Origin of the sequence: Pontibacter virosus, assembly GCF_003096355.1 — a bacterium.
Taxonomy (GTDB): Bacteria; Bacteroidota; Bacteroidia; order Cytophagales; family Hymenobacteraceae; genus Pontibacter; species Pontibacter virosus.
In genome coordinates this window covers 55,655-77,207 of sequence record NZ_QEKI01000004.1, presented here as the reverse complement: position 1 = coordinate 77,207, position 21,553 = coordinate 55,655, and the positions used below count along the sequence as shown (strand labels likewise).

Sequence of the window (21,553 nt, the reverse complement as noted above, 5' to 3'; positions counted from 1 at the left end):
TATGAAAAATAATATATTAATACTCTTCTTTCTGCTGATCGCCTTCACTGCTTCGGCCCAGCAGAAAGCCCTTTACTCCCAGTACATGACCAATTACTTCATTCTCAACCCGGCAGTAGCCGGGTTTGAGAAAGATGTAAGCATCAAAATGGGCTACCGCAATCAATGGGTTGGCTTCGAGGGGGCTCCCAAAACCTTTTACCTGAGCGGAGAAGGTGCCTTATTTAACAAGCACCTGAAACGCAGCCGCAAGGCGCAAGGCTACCATGGGGCAGGCGGTATGGTCTATACTGACCAGACGGGTCCAACCACCCGTACCGGTGCGCTGGCTTCCTACGCTTACCACGTGCCTTTGAACCGGAGCATCTTCCTGTCGTCTGGCTTCTCTGCCGGCTTCCAGCAGTTCCGCTTCGACCCGGCCAAAGTGCGTTTGGCAGACGGCTCCAACGAGCGTGATCCTGTAACGAACCACGGCCGCGTGGATGCCTTTATGCCAGACCTGACGCTGGGCACTTTCATGCATTCAGAAGACTTTTACTTTGGGATTTCCCTTTTTCAGGTGCTTGGCAACAAGATACACGAAGTGGATGGGGGAGAGGAAGTGAGCCGCCTGTCCCGCCACTGGTTTGTGTCTGGTGGGTACAACTTTGATGTGCACGACAAGATACGACTGATGCCTTCTGCTTTGCTGAAGTATGTGCAGGGCGCACCGGCTCAGGCCGATTTTAACCTGAAGGCCGCCTACCACATGAGCAAGCGCCGCCAGAAATCAGTGTATGACGATCAGGTATGGGCAGGCGTTTCTTACCGCACGCAGGATGCCATCGTGGGACTGGTCGGAGTGCAGTTTCAGGAGCAGTTCCAGCTGAGCTATACCTACGATATCACCGTGTCGCGCATGCGCCACCAAAGTGCCGGTTCACACGAAATCGTTCTAGGTTACCGCTTCAAATAAGATCCAAGTCCATCGTTCACAAAGCAGAAAGGCCAGCGCATTTGCGCTGGCCTTTCTGCTTTAAGGAATAGTTTATGGACTTGATGCATGGCCTATCCTGTTTTGAAGCAAATAATATCTGCTGCTAGTAACCTATGTTGTACTATTGTTACGTTTTTGCGGCAGACAGGTGGTATAGCTGCTGTCTAGCTATACCTTGCACTAGGTTGTTTTATAGCTTGGCCTGTCCGGCCGGGACCTACTTTTTGTCTTGACACAAAAAGTAGGCAAAAAAGTCAAGACTCCCCAAACTCGCTGACCGCTCGAACAGTGGGTAGTCGTTTTGTGCACCGTGCGCAGCTTTCTGCTTCGTAGTAGACGTGCAAGTTAGCCTTACTATACCTGCCAGCGGCGCGTGAGGTATGTGTCAAATCCTACAGCGCTTATACCTGACTATGGCAATGGCTTAGAGTCCCCCTTTAAAGGGGGCAGGGTCGTTTCATTCTAAGAAAACACGCTCAGATTTACTGTCATTCTGTTAAGAAACTTGGTTAAAGGGAGGTTAAGCCAATACTATTTGCTACCAAGATCCTTCCAGGATGACAAAAAAGTAGAATGAAACGGCCCTGCTCTTTAGAGGGGCAGGGGTATATTTAAATGTACTAGAGCACTGACTGAAACTACGCAGCTATACATGAAAAATATCATCAGCGGAAATGTTCTCCTTAGCTGAGTGAAGGGTCGAGCATTTCCTCTTGTTAGTCCAATAAAAAAGGCCGATGCACATGCACAGGCCTTCCTTTCATGAATAGGCTATACCTTGTTAATGGGCTGCTTCTTCAGCACGGGCGGAGCCTCCGCTAATGATCTGGCCGAAGAAGATGCTGTTGAGGAACAACTTGTTGGTGCCGAACCAGAAGGCGCGGAAGTTCGGGTTGTCCGTCATGCCGATCACTTTGCCACCGCCTAAAGCTGACACTGAAATGGCAGCTGTATTGCCAAGTTGCTTCAGGTTTGGCTTTGAGATATAACCGCTCATCAGCGGCTTGGCGGTATATACCACCGGGTTGGCATAAGGGCTTTTGGAAGGCTCCATGAACAAGCGGTTGTCGCGGAACACGGGTAGTTTGCTGTTGTAGTAGCCATAGCCTAGCGGATGCGTCAGGTCGAGGTTGGTTTCGAAGATAGCACCGCCTATCACCTGTGCACCGGTCGTGTTGCTCATGCTGGCGTATGGCAGGCGGGTAGTGTCAGATTTCTCACCCTGCTTAAAGCTGAAGTTGCCGATCTTGTTATCCGCAAGCCAGCGCGTGGCATTGCCCATGCCTATCAGCGTGCCGCCCTGCTGCACCCAGGTGCGCAGTCTCGTTTTGCCCATCTCCGAAATGCTGCCATAAGATCCATCTGCCATCACGATCACATTGTAGCGGCTCAGGTCAATGCGGTTCACAGACTCGGCGTTGACGAGGCTAGTGTTGATATCGAAGCGATGGTCGAGCAGGTGCCAGGCTTCGCCGGCATCGTTGCTGTTCACGCCGTCCCCGATTAGCATGGCCAGCTTCGGTTGCTGCAAGGTATAGATGCCCGGGCTACCTAGGTTGATGCCTTCTGTAAACCCAGTGGTCATGGCGTGAACTGTAATGCCGTTGTCTTTTGCGATCTGAGCCATCAGCTCGTGTATGCGCTCGGCACTGTGTGGCTGGCCTACTACCGGAATCAGGATGGTGCCGTAGTCGAACTGCTTGCCATCGCCTGTAAACTTATTCGTAGCCACTCTGGCTTGCAAACCATGGTTGAAGAGCGTGTTGAGGGCTCTTGGGGCATAGTAGCCGTGCCACTCAAAAGCGTAGGCATAAGCGCTGTTGCCACCCACTATCTGGCCTGCCGGAAAGTCGACAGAAGAGAGTTTCTGGCCCAGCATATTGCGTTTGAACTGGCGTGCAGTCAGGTTGGCGTGCTCCAGGTTAAAAGCAAGTGGCAGCGTCCAGGCTGATACGTCGTAAAACAAACTGTCCTGAAACGAGGTGCGGCGCTCGAACATACCTTCGATTAGTTTGTACTGTGGCTGGTTGGTAGGCACGATGTAGCTGTTCTCCGGGGTATACGTCACATTGTTAACCGTGAATTTTTCCTGCGGACGGTAGATGTCGATCTGGTGCTGGTGGATGATCTCGGCCAGGTGATAAGCGCGGGCCGGGTCTTTTTCGGCACTGAACACATAGCCGCCAAACGGAGCCTTGGCAGATTCTTTCAAGGCATCACGGTAAAAGTCACGTTGGTGGCTGAGCAGCTCTTCGCGCATGTTCTGCACCGCCTCTAAAGTCGAAAGGGTAGTCGTGAACTGGTTGCGGATGGTGAAAGGGAAAGTGAGCACACCGTTCACGCTCTCCTGCGCATGCCCTCTGGAGCTCGCCTGCTCAAACAAGATGCCGATGGCACCATTCACATCCGGGTAGGTGGAGCCTTTGCCGTAGTAAAAGTCATCGAAGCTTTCTTCGGTATAGTAGAACGACCCAATCTTGTCGAGGGCCTTGGCATGGAAGCCGGCTATCTTTTTGGTCAGGTCGTAATTGCGGGCCGGTGTGAGCGGGTGGTTGCGGCTAGGTATACCTGGTTGGAAAAAGAAAGTGGAGTTGGTGCCCATTTCGTGGTGGTCAGTCAGCACGTTCGGCTTCCACTCGTGGAACTTCACCAGTCTGCCTCTCGACTCCGGGTGCTGGAGCGGCAACCAGTCGCGGTTCAGGTCAAACCAGTAGTGGTTGGTGCGACCACGTGGCCAGGCCTCGGCAAACTCCTCGCTGTTCGGGTCAGTCACCAGGTTTTTACCACGGTGCGTGTTCACCCAGCTGGCGAAGCGATTCAGCCCGTCCGGGTTGATGGAAGGGTCGATCAAGATAACCGTTTCGCTCAGCAGCTTGTCAATTTCAGGGCCCTGCGCGGCGGCCAGGTAGTATACGGCCAGCAAAGAGGCATTGCTGCCGCTTGGTTCGTTGCCGTGCACACTGTAGCCCATCCACACCACGCCCGGCATATGCTTGATGTCGAGCTTACCCGATGCATTCGGGTCGGTCAGCTGGCGGTGCTGCTCCTTTATGCGCTGAATATTTTTGTGGTTCTCGGGGGAGGTGATGGTGAGCAGGTATAGCGGGCGGTTTTCGTGCGTGCGCGCATACTCCTCAATGGTGATGCGATCGGATAGCTCTGCCATTTGCCGCATGTACATCGCCAGCTGGTCGTGGCTTACATGCCATTCGCCTACGTTGTAGCCCAGTATGTCTTTGGGTGTCGGAAACTCTTTGTTGTAGGTTACATCCTGCGGGAGGTAATAGGAGAGATCTGCCTGCGCCATGGTCCACTGGCTTAAGAAGACCAGTGCCGCTGTGGCGAGCGCATAAATTTTTCTCATGTGTAAGGTGGTTTTAAGGGTGATCGTGAAATAAGGTTAGGTATGCAATTTCCCTTTTTGCTTCGCCTTTTCCAAAAATAAAAGCCCTACCGGTGAGGGCAAGGCTTGGATTGTTGGCGAATGAAAATCAATGCAACCTCCGCCGGCACTGAAAAGAGTCGCATAGGCAGCATAGGATAGAACGACAGAACAGATGATGTTTTGGTGCGGTAAAAAGGAAATGATCAATTGAAATCAATGCTGAAGGTTGTGCCTTCATCCTCTTGGGAGCTTACTTGCAGTGACAGGTGGTGGAAGTCGGCGATGATTTTGACAATGGAAAGGCCCAGGCCATAACTTTCGCCGTCGGGCTTATGGAAGCGCTCGAATCTGTTGAAAATTCGCTCCAGCTTTTGTTCTGAGATGCCCTCACCCTTGTCCAGCACCTGCAATTGATACCCCTTCTCCAGTGGCCGGCCTTTGATGGCGATGGCACCGCCTGGAGGACTGTACTTGATGGCATTGTTCACAATGTTGAAAAGCATAGTAAAAAGCAGCGCTTTGTTTGCGTGGTTCTGTACATAGTCTTCTTCCAACTGCACACAAAGCCGCAATTCTTTGGCCTCAGCCCGGTCAATGGCCTCTTCTACTACTTCCTGCACCAGTTCTCTTACCGATACCGCTTCTTCCCGGCCATATTGCTCGTTCTCAATCTTGGAGATGAACAGCAGGGAGTTGATGATGTTCTTCAGGCGGTTGAGGGTCTTTTGCGACTCCACTATCTTGCGCATGCTTTCCTGGCTCAGGTTTTTCTCCTGCAGAATGTTCTCAAGCCGGTGCTGCATCACCGATACCGGCGTAAGCAGCTCGTGCGATACATTACTGATGAACTCCCGCTCTTTCCGGAAAGCCGAGTCAATCTGCGTCATCATCTGGTTGATGCTGCTATCGAGCAGTTGAAAGTCGGTGGTGCTGGTTTTGATGACCGGGTAGGGTGGTGAAGTAGGGTACTGGATGTGCTGCAGTTTGGTCTTGATAATCTTTTTGAGTGGTTTTAGTAACGCCTGCGCGAAGGCAGAGTCGGTGATAAAGGTAACTAGGATGACTACAAACATTAGGTAGAAGGAGAAGCGCTGCAAAGTGCGGCTAATCTCTGCAATGGTAGTCGTGCTGCGGCCAATCTCCAACAGGTAGTACTCTTCGTCTATGGTGAAGGTATAGCTCAGCACCCTGTAGTCCACCACCTCGCCTTCCACAGCCCGTTGTGCGTCCTCTATACTATGTACCGTTTCCTCCGGCTCTATCTGTTCCAGCGAGATGAACTCCTCCTTTAAGATATTGTAACTGCCATAGCCACCCTCATCGCCTTCCTGAAGGAAGCTCCCAATGCCTTGCTCAGCAATAATAGTCAATACTGTCTCCTGCTGTCGTTGCAGGCGCTCATCGGTACTGGTGATAGCGAAGTGGCGCACCAGCCAGGGCAGCAAAAGCGCAAATAGCAGCAGAATAGCAATTTTAGAGCCTGCATTGAACAGGGCCAGTTTTGTGCTTAGCTTCATTATGCTGAATTAGAGGCTTATACGGTACCCAACACCGCGCACTGTCTCCAGCCAGTCGGTAAGCTTATGCGCAGCCAGTTTTTTTCGGATGTTCTTGATATGCACGTCTATATAATTGGAGTCGTAGTCATCTTCGAGTATGTTGCCCCAAATGTGCTCACTGAGCTGCAAACGGGTAAGCACCCTGTTCTTGTGGAGCAGCAGATAGGTAAGCAGGTCAAACTCCTTTTTCGTGAGGGACACCACCTGCCCCTTGTGTCGGACCTCCCTGTTTTGGATGTCCACTTCAAAGTCGTGCAAGGGCACCACCTGACTTCTCACCCCAAACTTTCGCCGTATGATGGCTTGCATGCGGGAGTGCAGTTCCAGCAGTGAAAAGGGCTTTGGCAGGTAATCATCTGCACCCAGGTTCAGACCGTTCACACGATCTTCCACCGCACCTCTGGCACTTAGTATGATCACGCTTGCATCAGCATTTAAATCCTGCCTGGCCTCTTGCAACAGATCGAGCCCATCATAATCGGGCAAACCCAGGTCCAGCAGGATAAAGTCGTAGGGTGTGACGGCCATCTTCTCAGAAGCATCGCTACCCGTGTTGGCCACTTCGCATAAGTAGTGCTCCTTCTCCAGGAAGTGCCTCAGTTCTTCAGCCAGACTCAATTCATCTTCAACTACAAGTATATTCATGGGAATGCTGAGTTATCCTACAAGTTATGTTATTAGAACGTGTAGTAAAGGTGAGAGCCAAAAAAAGGGCTTGCTTTTGATGTATCATCAGGCAGGAGGTTCACGGGAACCGCATACCGAGCATAAGGCTCAAAAGTGAACCTGCCCCGCAGGTATAGCAATGCCAGATTGAATTCGTAGTTCATAATCTGCAGGCCTGTGCTGCTGGTTGTAGTTGTCGTCTTGGTCGTAGTGCCGCCTCCCCCGATGGGAGGCTTCTTCCCGGGGCCTGCGCCTCCTTTAACCGGGTTGTTTACTGTCTGACTATAAGTGGTGGCAAAATGCTGTGTTCCTGCCGCTATACTGACTTTCGGCTCTATATACAAGCCCTTGATAGACGGAAGCAGTGCAGTCAGGGGCATGCAACGGGAATTCGATAATATCAGGAGATGGTCGTTGGACTGCCCAAAAATATACCCATAAGTTAGGGAGGAGTAAACGTACTGCCAGTCTAGGGAGCTGCTGGCGCTCAGCATGTTGGAGGTAGAGGCATTTACCAGTACACTGTCAGAGGCGAAGAAGAACTTGGTGTAGTTCAGGGAGTTTGTGACTTTTTTGGCAACTGTAAAGTCAACCCCAGCTGCCAACTCTGCCTGGTCGATGGTGCTGCCAGAGCCGAATACCTGGTAAGTAGCCGCCGCAAGCCATAGCCCTTGTTTGGTTTTATAGGTGAGGTCTGTAAAAACAAAGGGAGTTTTGGCGGCGCTGGTTCTGCCCAGAAAAGACATGCGATTGCCTAAGGTGGCAGTAAGTACCAGTTTGTTTTTTTGCACAACAGCTGAATCTGCTGTGGCGGCAGTAGTGTCAGAAATGGCCAAACCGCTTGCAACCGGTTTGGCCCAGGTGGCAAATGAGATGAACAGCAGCGCCAGAGGTGACAGGCACAATGCTCTCACAGGAAAAACAATGCGTTGCAGCATGGTGTAGACGAAAACAGGTCTATGCATAAACTAAAAAATCTTTACCTGTGCCCGGTCGGGAACAGGTAAAGATGAAAAGCGGTTTGATTGCTATTGGCCTCTGCCAGCACCGGTAGGACGTCCGACACCTGTTGGCCTGCCAGCGCCAGTTGGTCTGCCTGCACCAGCCGGGCGTACTGCATCTGTTGGACGCCCGGCACCTGCTGGTCTACCGACAGTGGCAGGTTTGCCGGCGCTCCTGGGCTTAGAGGCAGCTCCTACTTTTTCTGGCTTTGCCTGGGCTTTGCTGGTAGCCACTTCTTTTACTGCCTGTCCTTTGGCAACTTCCTGCTCTGTTTGGGCAGTCGGCTTCACTTCCTGGCTATGAGCGCCAGGAACAGCAGCAGCTGCCTCAGCAGGCTTAGTTTCTCTTGTGTTTTCAGACTTACCCTTGGATTTTTGCTCCTGGCCTTTTTCGGCTTTTGCTTTGGCTGACTGCTCTTGGCCGTTGACAACCTTTGCTTTGGCAACCTCCGAAACTAGCTGGCCCTTCTCAACTGAGCCGGGTGTGGTCTGTGATACAGTGCTGACAGTCTCGCCTTGCGTTTCTTTTTGGGCTTCTTCTGTCTGGGCAAATGCAGTGGTGGCAAAAAATCCACAGACTGCTATGAGTAATACATTTTTCATGAATCTTTCTGTTAGCATGGTTGAATCTATGGCTCAAATTTCATACAGCAACATGAAGCCAAGATGAAGAAACCGTATTATCTAAAAATTATTTTTTCAGTAGATGGCGGGATGGCCTGGTGATGCGGCGTACCGTCTGCGAACTGGCATAGTAAAGGACAAAACCAGACAAGATCGTCACGATGCCTGCGATGGAAAACACACGCAGTAGCATGTTCCCGAAGTTATCGCGACCCTGGTAGTCCATGGTATGCAGCATCCAGAGGAAGTCGAACACGCGCCATTTATCATTTCGGAACTTCGTAACCACACCCTGTTCGGCGGCTACATAGACGGTGGTCTGGCTCGGATGCTCCATCGTAATGGCCCAGGCTGGGAGGGCGCTGCCCCGGTATTCGTGGTGGCCAGTCATGTTCTCTTGTGTGATATACGCCACCTTAGCCACAGCGACGGAGTCCACAAAGCTTTGGCGGGCGAGCATGATAGCCTCCCGCTCGTTTAGTGCAGGGCGTAATTCGCCGGTGGCTGCAACAGCAAGCTGTGTATGTGTCGCTGCCTGTCCATGATCGTGGCCAGCCATGTGTGAAGCCTGTTCGTCAGGCACATTGTAGGCGATTTGGTAATGCGGTGTACCCATGATGTCGATCAGTTTGAGGGATGTAATCATGGCAGCACCCGGCAGCTGTGCCATTACCGCCGTAGGGGATGCTAACTCCACATCGCTTTCTAAAACCATGCCGCCAGGCTTTCGCTGATGGTCGCCGTGGATCTCGTCGAGGTCGCTGAAGCTAAAATAGATACCGCCGATGGTCCACATAACAAACTGTATACCTGTAATCAGGCCCAGATAGCGGTGTGTTTTGCGGATGCGAAGATGGGTCGTTCTTTTCATAAAGTAATTTGTGCCAGCTATCAATATACAGCATGAAAATGCTTCTTACAAGCGCAGCTTATGTCAAGATACAATCATCTAGCTGAGTTTGCATAAACTTTTAACAGTGAGTTGGTTATAAGTCTGTCTTGTCAAGACCAGGAAAAGCAGTGCAATTTATAAATAGTACTAAGGTATATATATGTATTCATATTTAGGCTTGTTGTATTAACAGGGGCTTTTTTTATTAATGCCTTCAGTTGTAGAATATTTAACAAGAGGTGAACTAGAGTACAATTTATAAAACTATACTATTATAATTTTTAATTTTTTTAATTTATTTTTATTATAATTATACCTTAAGTATGAAACTTTTACATTTAATAAAGGTATCATAGCTAAATACGCTACCCTAACTAGTAAAGCCTGTGAGTAATTTAGCCGAAAGTTTGCCAGGACCAAGCCTGTTCAAAACAGTTGGTCTATGCGAGTCAGTAATACCTGGCTCATCAGTGCCCTTCATCCCCCCACCACAATGACAAAGCCCGGCTAACTGCGCCTGCTGGGTCAGCAAAAGCCTTTTTTAATACCAGGTAACTCTTTCAGAGAAGCCTAATCCTCCTTCCGAAGCTCGTTTTGAGGCTTCGCATGATCCCTATTGTCTTTTGTAACCGAAAACAAGCACCGAAACCCTAATAGCGTGCTCTTCGCTCACCTTAACCTTTGAGTATATGAGAAAGAATTTTACACAATTGATTACGAAAGTAAATTCGATAAAATGGCGACCTCAGATAGTGGGGTTGCTTTTGCTGTTTCTGATGCTCGTCTCGCAGACGGCGGTAGGGCAGACGGTAAGTTCTATAAGCCCTACCTGTAAAACTGCTGGTGAGGGAGACTTTGTATTAACAATAAATGGTTCTGATTTCAATGGAAACCCAATAGTAACATTTAATGGAACAACAGTAAGTTTCACAGTAAGTAGTAATAATACAGTTATTACAGCTCAGATTCCTGCCACTCTTATTGCAACGGCAGGAAATTATGAAGTAAGAGTAACCAAAGGCAATACTTCATCAAGTAGAAACTTATTAGTGGCGCCACGAACAAATGCAGGTTCAATTACAACTAGTCAAACTAATGTTTGTGAAGGCAGCCAAGGTGTAATTTATTCCATCGCTGCAGTGGCTGGTGCACAAAGCTATTCTTGGACAGTTCCGAGTGGTGCAACTATAGTGTCTGGGGCAACGACTAATCAAATTACCGTAAACTTTGGCACCAATGCTTCATCTGGTACAGTAACCGTAGCAGCCCGAAATGCATGCGGAACATTAGGAACAACTTCAACCTTAAGCGTTACAGTTAACCCACTTCCCACTGCCCCTACAACAACATCTAACTCCCGATGCGGTACAGGTATAGTACAGTTATCAGCTTCAGGGGCGCCAACCGATGGAAGTTACCGCTGGTATACGTCTGGAGGTACTGTGATAAGCGGTGCTACGGCGGCTACTTATACAACACCTAGTATCAGTACAACTACATCTTATTGGGTCAGCACAGTTAGTGCTGCTGGCTGCGAAAGTGTGTCAAGAACAGAAGTTGTAGCAACGATTAATGCGATACCTGATGCTCCTACTACCACTTCCAATAGTCGTTGTGGTGCCGGTATCGTGGAACTTTCTGCCTCCAGTCCACTAAGCAATGTAAGCTATCGTTGGTATACCGTATCTAGTGGTGGAACAGCGATCAGCAATGTTACAGGACCCACCTATTCTCCAAATTTAACAACTACTACAACTTACTGGGTAAGCGTGGTAAGTGCTGCTGGCTGTGAGAGCACGAGTCGGACTGCCGTTACGGCGACTGTCAATGAAGTGCCCTTGGCACCTAGCACAACCTCAGATGACCGCTGTGGAGCTGGTACTGTAACATTATCCGCCTCCGGTACACCAAGCGGAGGCAGTTACCGTTGGTACACCTTAGCCAACGGTGGTACCGCCATAACTGGTGCCACTGGCGCCACCTATTCCCCAAATGTTACGGAAACCACGACTTATTATGTGTCTGCTGTAAGTGCAGCTGATTGTGAAGGCCCGAGAACTGCTGTAATAGCCACCGTCAATCCTGTGCCTACAGTACAAATTACAAACCCGGAGGCAGTTTGCACCCCAAGTACGGTGAATCTGCAGGCTGCAACAGTTACAGCAGGAAGCACTAGTGGCTTGACCTATACCTACTGGCGAGATGCAGGAGCAACCCTGATACTGTTGAACCCTGATCAGGTTTCTACGAGCGGCACCTATTATATTAAAGGTACCACTCCTGAAGGCTGCTTTGATATCAAGCCTGTGGCTGTTGTGGTGAACCAGACGCCCAATGCTCCTACTCTAGCTAATACACCAAATGAAATTTGCGGTAGTGGAACCACCCAATTGTCAGTTTCTGGGACACCCACGGGAGGACGCTACCAATGGTATACAAGTGAGACAGGTGCTACAGCCATAGCGGGTGCTGAAAGTAGCACCTACACGACTCCTACAATTAGTGTCACCACGACTTATTACGTGTCTTCAATAAGCGCGGAAGGTTGCGAGAGCGCTACACGCACGGCTGTGACAGCTGTTGTGAACCCAATTCCGGGTGCAGCGACCGTGTCTACACCCGAAGCGCGTTGCGGCGCTGGCCCTGTCAGTATGACTGCCACGGAAGGTACAAATGCTAACTCCGCTAGATGGTATTCTGCTGCCAATGGAGGCACACTATTGTTTACAGGTTTGACTTATGCACCTACCAATGTAAGCGCTACCACCACATTTTATGTAAGCAGCTACAATACTGAGACTGGTTGCGAAAGTACCACGCGCACGGCTGTTACCGCAACAGTAATCACTCCTCCTACAGTTACTGCCACTACCACCACTCCAACTACTTTCTGTGTAGGGGGCTCCGTTATGCTATCAGCACAGGTGTCTCCTGCTACTCCTGAACAAGGCAACTATACCTACCAATGGAGAAAAAATGGAATTAACATAACTAGTACAGGTGCAACCAATGCAACTTTCACAGCAACTGAAACTGGTGATTACACAGTAGTTGTCTCAACCAATGTAGGAGGGTGTGTAAGTGCTCCTTCAAACCAAGTAACAGTAACAGTGCTTCCGCAGCCAACGGCAAGTGTAAGCGGAGGGAATCAAGCTAAGTGTATTGGTGCAAACAACAGCACTAGTTTTACAGTAAGCGGCACGTTTGCGAATGGCAATGCCCAATGGACTTCTTCTAATTCGAGTTTCTCAATTCAAAATCCCAGCTATAATACTACAACAGGTATTGCTACAGCAACTGTAGTAGCTACCGGCACTGGCAGTTCAACTATTAAACTTACCACTAGCAACGCCAATGCTTCCTGTAATGATGCAAGCAGTGAAATAACGCTAACGGTGAATCCGCTACCTGTTGCATCTATTGTGCCTACAGGACCTACTACTTTTTGCGAAGGCGAATATGTAGTGCTTGAAGCTACAGAAGCACCTGTTGGACAAACATATAGCTATGAGTGGTTCATAAACAATGGCTCTCAGGTTATTGGTACAGATCAGACTTATGAAGCTAGTGTTACAGGTAGTTACACGGTTAGAATTACTACTCAAGCAGGTTGTTCTGCTACATCGAGCCCAATCGCTGTTAAAGTGGACCAGCTGACAGTCGCTACTGTTTCTGTTACAGGGGCAACCACTTTTTGTGAGGGAGGTTCTGTTAGATTAGATGCAGTAAAAGCACCTTCCGGACAGACTGCCTATGCTTACCAATGGTACAGAGGTAATGAAACGGTGGGTACTAACAGTAGTACCTACATAGCAGAGGCTACAGGGGAATACTATGTAGTGGTTAGCGCACAAGGCTGTGATAAAACTTCGGATATTATTTCCGTTACTGTGCTGCCTCAACCAACTGCTAGTATAACTGCGCCTGCAGAAAGTGCACGTACTGTTTGTCAGGACACTGATGGGGTAACAACTTTTACAGTTAGTGGGACATTCTCAGGAGGCGAAGCTGCTTGGACATCCAGCAACTCTAGTTTCGTGATCAGTGGCAGAAATGACGTGCTGAATTCTTCAACAGGTATAACTACCTCTACTATTACGGTAACAGTCTCTGGCGTATTAACAAGCACAATAAGCTCTACTATAAATCTTCGGACTACCAATCCAGCCGCTTCCTGCGCTCCTGCAAACAGTAGCATTAGTCTTACTGTGAATCCGATTCCAATAGCTACAATCACTCCTAGTAGTGATACTGAGTTCTGCGCTGGTAACTCTATCACGCTTACTGCCAGTGAAGGAAGCAGCTATCTCTGGAGCACTGGCGCGACCACACGTGTTATTACAGTAAGTATAAGCGGAGATTACTCCGTAACTGTAACCAACAGTAGTGGTTGCTCCATAACATCACCAGTTACTGCTGTCAAAGTGAACCCGCTACCTGAGGTAACTCTAGCTGCTTTCGAGCCGGTTTGTAAGGACCAAGAAGCCTTTACACTTTCAGGGGGATTACCAGCGGGTGGTACCTATACCATAAATGGAGTAGTAGTTACGGAATTTAATCCTGCATCATTTACTGTAGGGAACCATACCATTGTATATACCTACACAGATGGTAATAACTGCTCAGCTTCAGCAAGTCAAACCATACAAGTTAAGGCTGTTCCTGTTGTTACGCTAGCAGCCTTTGCGGATCGCTGTATCGATGCTGGTCCTCTGACGCTTACTGGTGGCTCTCCGACAGGTGGTACTTACAGCGGGACAGGTGTAACAAATGGTGTGTTTAATCCAGCTACTGCGGGTGTTGGTGTACATACCATTACTTACTCTTATACCGAAAATGGCTGTACAAAAACTGCAACGAATACGATTGAAGTAACACCTACTCCGGTCGTCACATTGGCAGCTTTTAACAATGTCTGTGTAAACGCTACGGCGTTCGCATTAACAGGTGGCATGCCTGCAGGGGGTACTTATAGCGGTACAGGTGTGAGCAACGGACAATTTAACCCCGCAGCGGCAGGGGTGGGGCCACATACCATCACCTATACTTACAGTGAAAATGGTTGCACTAGATCAGCTACCAACACTATCACTGTAAATCCATTACCTACAGCAAGCGCAGGAACCTATGGAGCACAATGTGTAGGTGCCGGAAACCAGACAGTCTTCAATTTAACAGGGGGCAGCATTAGTAATGGTACACCTACATGGGCATTTGTTAGTGGTACAAATGGCGCAACAGCTACTATAGCCAATGCAAATACGATGTCACCAACTGTAACCGTAACTGGTACGGGTGCAGTAACAATCCGCCTGACTGCAGCTAGCGATCAAACGCCTGGCTGTACTCCATCTGCAACTAGTGAAACGACACTGACTGTTAATGCTCTTCCGGTAGTAAGTATAACAAGTCCGGTGAATGATAGCTATTGTACAGCTCAAGGATCAATTCCACTTACAGGCAATCCTACAGGAGGTAGCTTCACGGTGAACGGCGTGACTGCTACATCCTTCAATCCCTCAACGTTAGGTGCAGGTTCGTATACCATTATCTATACCTACACAAATAGCAGTGGCTGCACAAACACAGCTACAAAATCAGTGATAGTCTTCCCAACCCCTACAGTGGATGCCATTGCCAACAGAACGCACTGCAATACTGAATCTGGTACGGCGATCAATTTCGGTAGCTCTGTGACTGGATCTACTTATAGGTGGACATCTACAGTAGATGTAGGCTTCGGTACGGGAGGCACAGGTAATATCTTGGCCTATACAGCCAAAAACACTGGCGCAACCGCTGTGACTGCAACCGTGAGCGTGTGGGCTACTACGGCTAATGATTGTGAAAGCTCCGTAAGAACCTTTACCGTGACAGTAAACCCAACGCCAACAGTCAATTCTATCACCAACAGGGTGCACTGTAATTCAGATGCTGGCACGTCCATTACTTTCGGCGGCTCAGTGAGTGGAGCCGAGTACGCTTGGACTTCCACGGCAGACGTAGGCTTTGGCACGAGCGGTACAGGTAATATAGGTGCCTACACAGCCAAGAATACAGGAACAACGGCTGTCACTGCCACGGTGACGGTGAGGGCCACGGCCAATAACTGCCAAGGACCAGCACAGACCTTTTCAGTGACAGTTAACCCGACACCAGTGGCCACCTTTAGCGGGGTTACGGATGGGCAGGTGGTCTTATCGGATGGCGGAAATATCACACTTATTCCAACAGTAACCGGAGGTGCTTTTTCTATTGTGGCTCCATCTGGCACTACTGGCCTGACTGCAGGAGGCGTTTTGACTCCTTGTACAGCTCTTGGTACAGAAACTGAAAAGGAAATCACCATCCGCTACACTGTTTCTCCATCCTCTAATGGGGTTACTTGTACTGCTTATGAGGAAAAGAAAGTGGTTCTGAAGCGGTCTAAGTACGTTGTAGTTATTGAAGCAGTTCCTTTCCCAACCTGTAGAGGCCAAAATACAACTTACAGAGCCGTTGTGTACAAGGATCCAGAGTCTGTTACTTACCCGTACTTGGTTAATGATGATGGACAACCAGTAGATAATAGTGGGAACTTGTTAGGTGCTAATACATATCCTATACCTAACCCGAATTATCCTTTCCCAGCAAATGCCCCTCAAATATTGAAGGACAATGCCTACAGATATTATCAACCTATAGTGAAGGGTGGTGTGAGAGTCAATGATGGAAATAATGCGAGCAACTTCACCTATCGCTGGACTAAAAACTTTGATGTGTATCCCTTCGGAAATACGGTAGAAGCCGGGAACGCGGGTCTTTCATCTGAAGACTACTATGCAGTTTCTATCACTGCTGGTCCTGCGAATAGCTGTATTACCCCTATTACAACGGGCGGCATGTGGTCGAATAGAACCTATACAGCGGCTCCTATTAACTATGTGGTTGATTTGGCCGCTGATAGAACTACCATCTGTCAAGGAGGCTCAGTAACCATGACTGCAAACCTAGATGCCGCATTTGGTTTCTGGGAAGACATAGAGCTCACGCTCTATTGGATGCACAGACGTGGTACTACTATCACCGAACTTGATGCAACAGTTTACAACACAGGAAACACAGTGCAATATACAACTACTGGTCCTAGTGGGGGGCTACAGAGTGGAGACGTATTATATGTTGAGTTTAGCTCTGTAATAGATAAGCAAAACGATGTGAACAGCAAGTGCTCCAGAGGCTTTACAACTAACGAAGTTGCTATCACAGTAGTTGGCACACAAACAATGGCTGGAGGAGGCGCCTTCTGTGCAGGAGGAGCAGGTGTTCCAGTTAGCATTGCCGGATCTCAGCAGAATGTGTTCTACCAGTTGAAGCGCGATGGTGTGGCCGTCGGAACCCCAAGAGCAGGAACAGGCAATGGCATTAGTTTCGGAAACCAGACAGTGGCTGGTGCTTACACTGTAGAAGCGTTAGCCGCTACAGGTGAAACTGCCTGCTTAACTTATGGACCAGTGAATGTGTATGTGACCCCGCTGCCTGTTGTGCAGACACTGAATGGAGGAGGCGCTTACTGTGCAGGAGGAGCAGGTGTGCCGGTTACTTTAGTCAATTCTCAAACGGGGGTTAAGTACCAGCTAAGAAGAACAGTGAACGGAACTACCTCTAATGTCGGATTAGAAGTACTTGGAAGCGATGGGCAGCCAATACCATTTGGCAACCAAACAGTGGCAGGCATTTACTCGGTGCTCGCCACTACACTTCCTTCGACTGGTACTATAGCTGCCTGTCCGCAGACGATGGGCAGTGTCACCGTGACAGTGAATCCGCTGCCTCTTGCGCAGACCCTAACCGGAGGTGGCAGCTATTGCGCTGGTGGAGCAGGTATGCCGGTAGGTTTGCAGAGTTCCCAGTCAGGTATAACCTATAGACTGAAAGACGCTACTGGCCAAGTAGTAGCGACAATGACAGGTACGGGTAGCGCCATCTCATTCGGCAGCTTCCCGGCAGGTAGCTATACAGCAGAGGCTGAAAATGGAACCACTACTTGTTCGAATGCCATGACGGGTAGTATCACCGTGACAGAAATTGCGCTGCCAACAGTATACAGTATGACCGGAGGAGGAAGCTACTGCGCAGATATCAACGGTGTTCCAGTAGGCTTGGGTGGTTCCCAGATAGGGATAAACTATCAACTCCGCCGTACGGTAGGTAGTACTACTGAAAACGTAGGTAGCCCAGTCGCTGGTACGGGAAGCACCATCAGCTTCGGTAACCAGACAGAAGCTGGCACTTACAGTATTCTAGCTACTACTGTAGCCACTCCAGGGTGTCCTCAGGAAATGGGAAGCGTAGACGTGACCATCAATGCCTTACCATTGGCCGACAGGATAGTAAACAACCAATCGTACTGCTCACTTGTTAGTAATGGCGCTAGGATAGTGATGGAAAATCCTGAGGCTGGAGTTACTTATCAACTGGTTGGTACAGATCCCCCGAGGAGCTTTAGTACAGATGCAAATGGTAACCTTAGTATAGATGAAGTACCTGCGGGCACTTATACTATCCAAGGTGTGAACAACGTTACCGGTTGTACAACTCCTTCTGTAGGCACTGTAACAGTAACTGATACTAGGGCAATTACAGATGTCATCGGTGAGATGACCTATAAGTGGGTTGGGGCAGATAAATGGGAACTCACAGCTTTACCTGAGACTACTAATCCTTCAACGGCAATTCCAGCGGACGCGATCTACGAATGGTATGTTAAAGAGCCAGGAGAAGGTACAGTCTTTGAACTGTATACTAAAGGAGAATCCAAGACTATCATTGTTACAGGCCTTCCACAGGGTACCGAAATAGTGGCTAGAGTTTCATTGATAGACGGAATGTGCCAACTAGTGCAATTCGTCCCTGGTGAAATCATCCCACTCCCAGTAGAACTCCTCTACTTCAACGCGACCAAACGCGGCAGCGACGTGGTGCTGGATTGGGCGACGGCTTCGGAACTGGACAACAAGGGCTTCGAGGTGCAGGTGTCGAGTGATGCGAAAAACTTCAGAGCGCTGGGCTTTGTGGAGTCGAAGGTGAATACGACAAGCTTGAAGCAACTCTATACCTTCGTAGACAAAGAGAATGGCAAGCAAGGAGTTCGTTACTACCGACTGAAGCAGGTGGACCTGGATGGCACATTTGAGATATTCAACATCAGGGCGGTGCACTTCGATGAAGTGTCAGCGAACAAGGTGAAGGCTTATCCGAACCCATTCCATTCAGAAGTGGAACTGAGCATCGATGCGGAGCTGGACGGAGAACTTCAGATTACAGTAACCACGGCCACAGGCCAGCAGTTGCTGCAACGAACCGTTCAGGTGGCGAAGGGTACCAACATCGAGAAGCTCACACTCGATCCGAACCTGCCGCGAGGAGTGTACATCATCTCTACCCGCATGGGCGATTTCAACAATCATTTCAAATTACTCAAACAATAGACTATTAGGGTTTAATAAGAAAACCCCGGGTATTTTACCCGGGGCTTTTATTTTTTATACCTATAGGACTTGCTTAGAGCACCTTCACCTTCAGACTGGTTGGGTGTTGTGGTGAGTGGTATACCTTGTGGGTAGCCTTGATGAAGTCTTCTTCGTTGGCTTCAAAAATATTGTCCACGTATTTCTGCGGATTGCGGTCAACCAGCGGGAACCAGGTGCTCTGGATCTGTACCATGATGCGGTGGCCTTTTTTGAAGGTATAGAGCACATCCTGCAGCTCCACGTTTACCTGCGCTACCTGGTTTGGCACAAAAGGCTCCGGCTTCTCAAAACTGTTACGGAAGCGGCCACGGAATACTTCGCTGCGCACCATCTGCTGATAGCCACCCATGGCCTTGCCGGGCTGGTGTGCATGTGCTGCTGCCGTATCCGGGTATACGTCGATCAGCTTCACTACCCAGTCAGCGTCGGTGCCGGTAGTGGCAACTTTGAGCTGCGCCAATATCTCGCCTGCCAGCGTCATGTCTTCGGTTAGCACGTCGGTTTGGAAAGTAAGTACATCGGGGCGACGGCTTGCGAAGCGCTGGTCATCGGTCATGTACTCGCGGGTCATGCCGGTGGCAATGGCTTCGGTGAACGGTACCGGCTTGGCTGGGTCACTGATGTACTCACTGGCTTCGGCTATACCTGCTTTGGGCGCTTCAAAACTCAGCTTGCCGTTGGCGTGCAGGTATAGCGTTTTCTCCTGAGCAGCTTTTGGTGGCCAGGTTTCAAATTCTCGCCACTGGTTAGTGCCGCCCTCAAACATGATGGCTTCCGGCAGATTAACCGGGGTCTTGGCATCATTCTTTAGATAATGGGTAAAGAATCTGGCCTCCACATCCTGCTGGTACCAGGGTGAGTGCGCCTGTCCGAAATGCACATTGCCGATGCTGCTGCCGTCGCCGCGAGCCCAGCCGCCGTGCACCCATGGTCCCATTACCAGCATGTTGGTCAGCTTTGGGTTGTTCTTTTCGATGTGCTGGTAGATCTTAAGCGGTCCGTAAAGGTCTTCGGCATCATACCAGCCACCAACCGTCATCACGGCGGTACCTTTCAGGTTTTTGAGGTGAGGCAGTATGTTGCGTTCCTGCCAGAACTTGTCGTAGTTGGGGTGTACGGCTATTTCGTTCCAGAACGCCACGTTGTCTTTGTAGTACTTTTCGTTTGCATTCTTCAGAGGACCCATGCGGATGAAGAACTCATAGCCATCCGGGGTGCCGTGGTCGAAGCGCGGGTTACGGTTCGGCGTGGGCTCCGGGCGAGGCAGACCGAAACTGGCCAGGAAGTTGAAGGCGTGCGGCAGAAAGAAAGCGCCGTTGTGGTGGAAATCGTCCCAGAACCAGTCGGCAATAGGGGCCTGTGGCGACACTGCCTTGAGGGCAGGGTGATTGCTCATCAGGCCGGCAGCGGCATAAAAGCCGGGGTAGGAGATGCCCCACTGGCCCACGCGCTTGTTGCTGTTCTTCAGGTTATTCGTGAGCCATTCCACCGTGTCGTAGGTGTCGGTACTCTCGTCTATGTCTTTCTTGCCTTTCTTGTTAGGCACATGCGGGGTCATGTTCACGAAAGTACCTTCCGACATATAAGCACCGCGCACATCCTGGTACACAAAAATGTAGCCGTCGCGCATCATTGTGGTGCTGGGACCGAGGGAAGTTTTAAAGCCTTCTTTGTACGGACCAGCTGAGTAGGGTGTGCGGTTGAGCATGATCGGGTATTTCTTGCTCTGGTCTTTGGGGGAGTAAACTACTGTATACAGCTTTTTGCCATCGCGCATCGGTATCTGGTACTCCTGCTTGGTATAATGCTCCCGGATATAGAGCGAGTCTTGGTTGACTCGCTGGGCCAGCGCCTCACCTGCATACAGCCAAAGGGCCATCAGCAGGAAAAACGCGCGTAAATAGAGGCTGTTTTGTCGCATTGGAAGATGTTAATGTTTAAGGGAAGTTATTTTCTGCCTGAATATAGACAATCCAGTGTATAAGTAATAAAGTGCGCTTTGAGATTTTGAGCACACCCATGATTAGGTATAGCCACCATCTACGCTGTTGATATTGCTGTAAACTGGGAGAACCACAAAACAGCCTTTAAAAAAGGAGTTGAAGACGCCACTGCTGATGCTGCTAAATCGATAGTAGGACTAAGTATAGAAGAGCGTAAATAGAAACTACTCGCGGACCTGCCGCATCACCACAAATGAAAAGGGAGCCCAAAGAGCGGCGCGGTGACCCATGGCTTTGAGTCCTCCGTTTACCCAACTGTTGCAGGTCTTAAAAAGGTGGAACTTGCCGTGCGCTTCGTAAAAGTTGTCACGGTCGTGGTAACCCCCGCCTTCAATCAGCAGAAACTCACCATTGAGCTGTTGCTGAAAACTTTCTAGTATATACTGCACCAGTGCCTGGTACTGCGCTTGGGTGATCAGCACGGGCTGCTGGTATTTATTTTGCCGTAGCGGCTTGGCGATATACTCCACATGCATGGCGGTGCGGGTGGGCCAGAAAAGGGAGGTGATGGCGGTGGTGAGGGTAAGGTCTTTCCACTCGGGCGTTTCCATGTAAAACTGCCGGTCGCCCCAGCCAAAACCCACGTGGGTAAAGGAACTGTCGGCGCCAGCGAAGTCCTGCACGTACAGCCTGTCTTGCCAATCTATGATATCGGTTTTAACAGGCAACACCAGATCCGTGTGCACGCCATTGTCGGTCACAAAAATCTCTATACCTTCCGTGGTTTGCGCATAGCTGCTGTTGACAGGTATACTGCCCAGTGTCAGGCCGGCCAGTACGTAGAGTACGGTCATCAGGGCCAGCCCTGCCAAAAATGCCAGGAAACCTTTGCCGGTCTTTCGCCAAAACAGATACATAGCTATAGGTACGCACATAAGTGGTTTGATGTCAGGTATAGAAAATAAACTGAAGCCTGCCTGCTAAAATTCCACCCT

Annotated in this window: 10 protein-coding genes; 2 read left to right on the top strand and 8 right to left on the bottom strand. The window is 49.6% G+C overall.

Annotation, left to right across the window (positions count from 1 at the left end; all coding sequences use genetic code 11):
- Position 1 precedes the first annotated feature (1 nt).
- Positions 2 to 955: a PorP/SprF family type IX secretion system membrane protein gene (locus tag C8E01_RS07460; RefSeq protein WP_116542746.1), complete on the top strand. Its 954-nt coding sequence runs from the start codon at positions 2 to 4 to the stop codon at positions 953 to 955.
- An 802-nt stretch (positions 956 to 1,757) separates the two neighbouring features.
- Here C8E01_RS07460 and C8E01_RS07455 read toward each other — a convergent pair.
- From C8E01_RS07455 to C8E01_RS07430, 6 genes are all read right to left on the bottom strand, one after another.
- A complete protein-coding gene (locus tag C8E01_RS07455) occupies positions 1,758 to 4,340 on the bottom strand; it encodes a M14 family metallopeptidase (protein ID WP_116542745.1) in 2,583 nt (860 codons plus the stop codon).
- A gap of 224 nt (positions 4,341 to 4,564) precedes the next feature.
- Entirely contained in the window at positions 4,565 to 5,878 is a 1,314-nt protein-coding gene (locus C8E01_RS07450) for a sensor histidine kinase (RefSeq protein WP_116542744.1), read from the bottom strand.
- Between the two features lie 9 nt (positions 5,879 to 5,887).
- The gene (locus tag C8E01_RS07445; RefSeq protein ID WP_116542743.1) at positions 5,888 to 6,565 is read right to left on the bottom strand and encodes a response regulator transcription factor; all 678 of its coding nucleotides are present in this window, start codon (positions 6,563 to 6,565) and stop codon (positions 5,888 to 5,890) included.
- A 32-nt stretch (positions 6,566 to 6,597) separates the two neighbouring features.
- Positions 6,598 to 7,551, bottom strand: a complete 954-nt coding sequence (locus C8E01_RS07440; protein WP_133242741.1) for a hypothetical protein — start codon at positions 7,549 to 7,551, stop codon at positions 6,598 to 6,600.
- 63 nt (positions 7,552 to 7,614) lie between these two features.
- Positions 7,615 to 8,190, bottom strand: a complete 576-nt coding sequence (locus C8E01_RS07435; protein ID WP_116542741.1) for a hypothetical protein — start codon at positions 8,188 to 8,190, stop codon at positions 7,615 to 7,617.
- 88 nt (positions 8,191 to 8,278) lie between these two features.
- A complete protein-coding gene (locus tag C8E01_RS07430) occupies positions 8,279 to 9,082 on the bottom strand; it encodes a PepSY domain-containing protein (RefSeq protein ID WP_116543019.1) in 804 nt (267 codons plus the stop codon).
- 710 nt (positions 9,083 to 9,792) lie between these two features.
- Between C8E01_RS07430 and C8E01_RS07425 the strand changes: the two genes are divergently transcribed.
- A complete protein-coding gene (locus C8E01_RS07425) occupies positions 9,793 to 18,573 on the top strand; it encodes an Ig-like domain-containing protein (RefSeq protein ID WP_133242740.1) in 8,781 nt (2,926 codons plus the stop codon).
- A 73-nt stretch (positions 18,574 to 18,646) separates the two neighbouring features.
- Here the strand turns inward: C8E01_RS07425 and C8E01_RS07420 are convergent, their stop codons facing one another.
- A complete protein-coding gene (locus tag C8E01_RS07420) occupies positions 18,647 to 20,536 on the bottom strand; it encodes a CocE/NonD family hydrolase (protein ID WP_116542739.1) in 1,890 nt (629 codons plus the stop codon).
- A gap of 246 nt (positions 20,537 to 20,782) precedes the next feature.
- Positions 20,783 to 21,475, bottom strand: a complete 693-nt coding sequence (locus C8E01_RS07415; protein ID WP_165820588.1) for a TIGR02117 family protein — start codon at positions 21,473 to 21,475, stop codon at positions 20,783 to 20,785.
- Positions 21,476 to 21,553: the final 78 nt, after the last annotated feature.

Bases quoted from the DNA above. Each gene is read 5' to 3' on its own strand.
- C8E01_RS07460 (WP_116542746.1), top strand. From the start codon at position 2: ATGAAAAATAATATATTAATACTCTTCTTTCTGCTGATCGCCTTCACT.
- C8E01_RS07455 (WP_116542745.1), bottom strand. From the start codon at position 4,340: ATGAGAAAAATTTATGCGCTCGCCACAGCGGCACTGGTCTTCTTAAGC.
- C8E01_RS07450 (WP_116542744.1), bottom strand. From the start codon at position 5,878: ATGAAGCTAAGCACAAAACTGGCCCTGTTCAATGCAGGCTCTAAAATT.
- C8E01_RS07445 (WP_116542743.1), bottom strand. From the start codon at position 6,565: ATGAATATACTTGTAGTTGAAGATGAATTGAGTCTGGCTGAAGAACTG.
- C8E01_RS07440 (WP_133242741.1), bottom strand. From the start codon at position 7,551: ATGCATAGACCTGTTTTCGTCTACACCATGCTGCAACGCATTGTTTTT.
- C8E01_RS07435 (WP_116542741.1), bottom strand. From the start codon at position 8,190: ATGAAAAATGTATTACTCATAGCAGTCTGTGGATTTTTTGCCACCACT.
- C8E01_RS07430 (WP_116543019.1), bottom strand. From the start codon at position 9,082: ATGAAAAGAACGACCCATCTTCGCATCCGCAAAACACACCGCTATCTG.
- C8E01_RS07425 (WP_133242740.1), top strand. From the start codon at position 9,793: ATGAGAAAGAATTTTACACAATTGATTACGAAAGTAAATTCGATAAAA.
- C8E01_RS07420 (WP_116542739.1), bottom strand. From the start codon at position 20,536: ATGCGACAAAACAGCCTCTATTTACGCGCGTTTTTCCTGCTGATGGCC.
- C8E01_RS07415 (WP_165820588.1), bottom strand. From the start codon at position 21,475: ATGTATCTGTTTTGGCGAAAGACCGGCAAAGGTTTCCTGGCATTTTTG.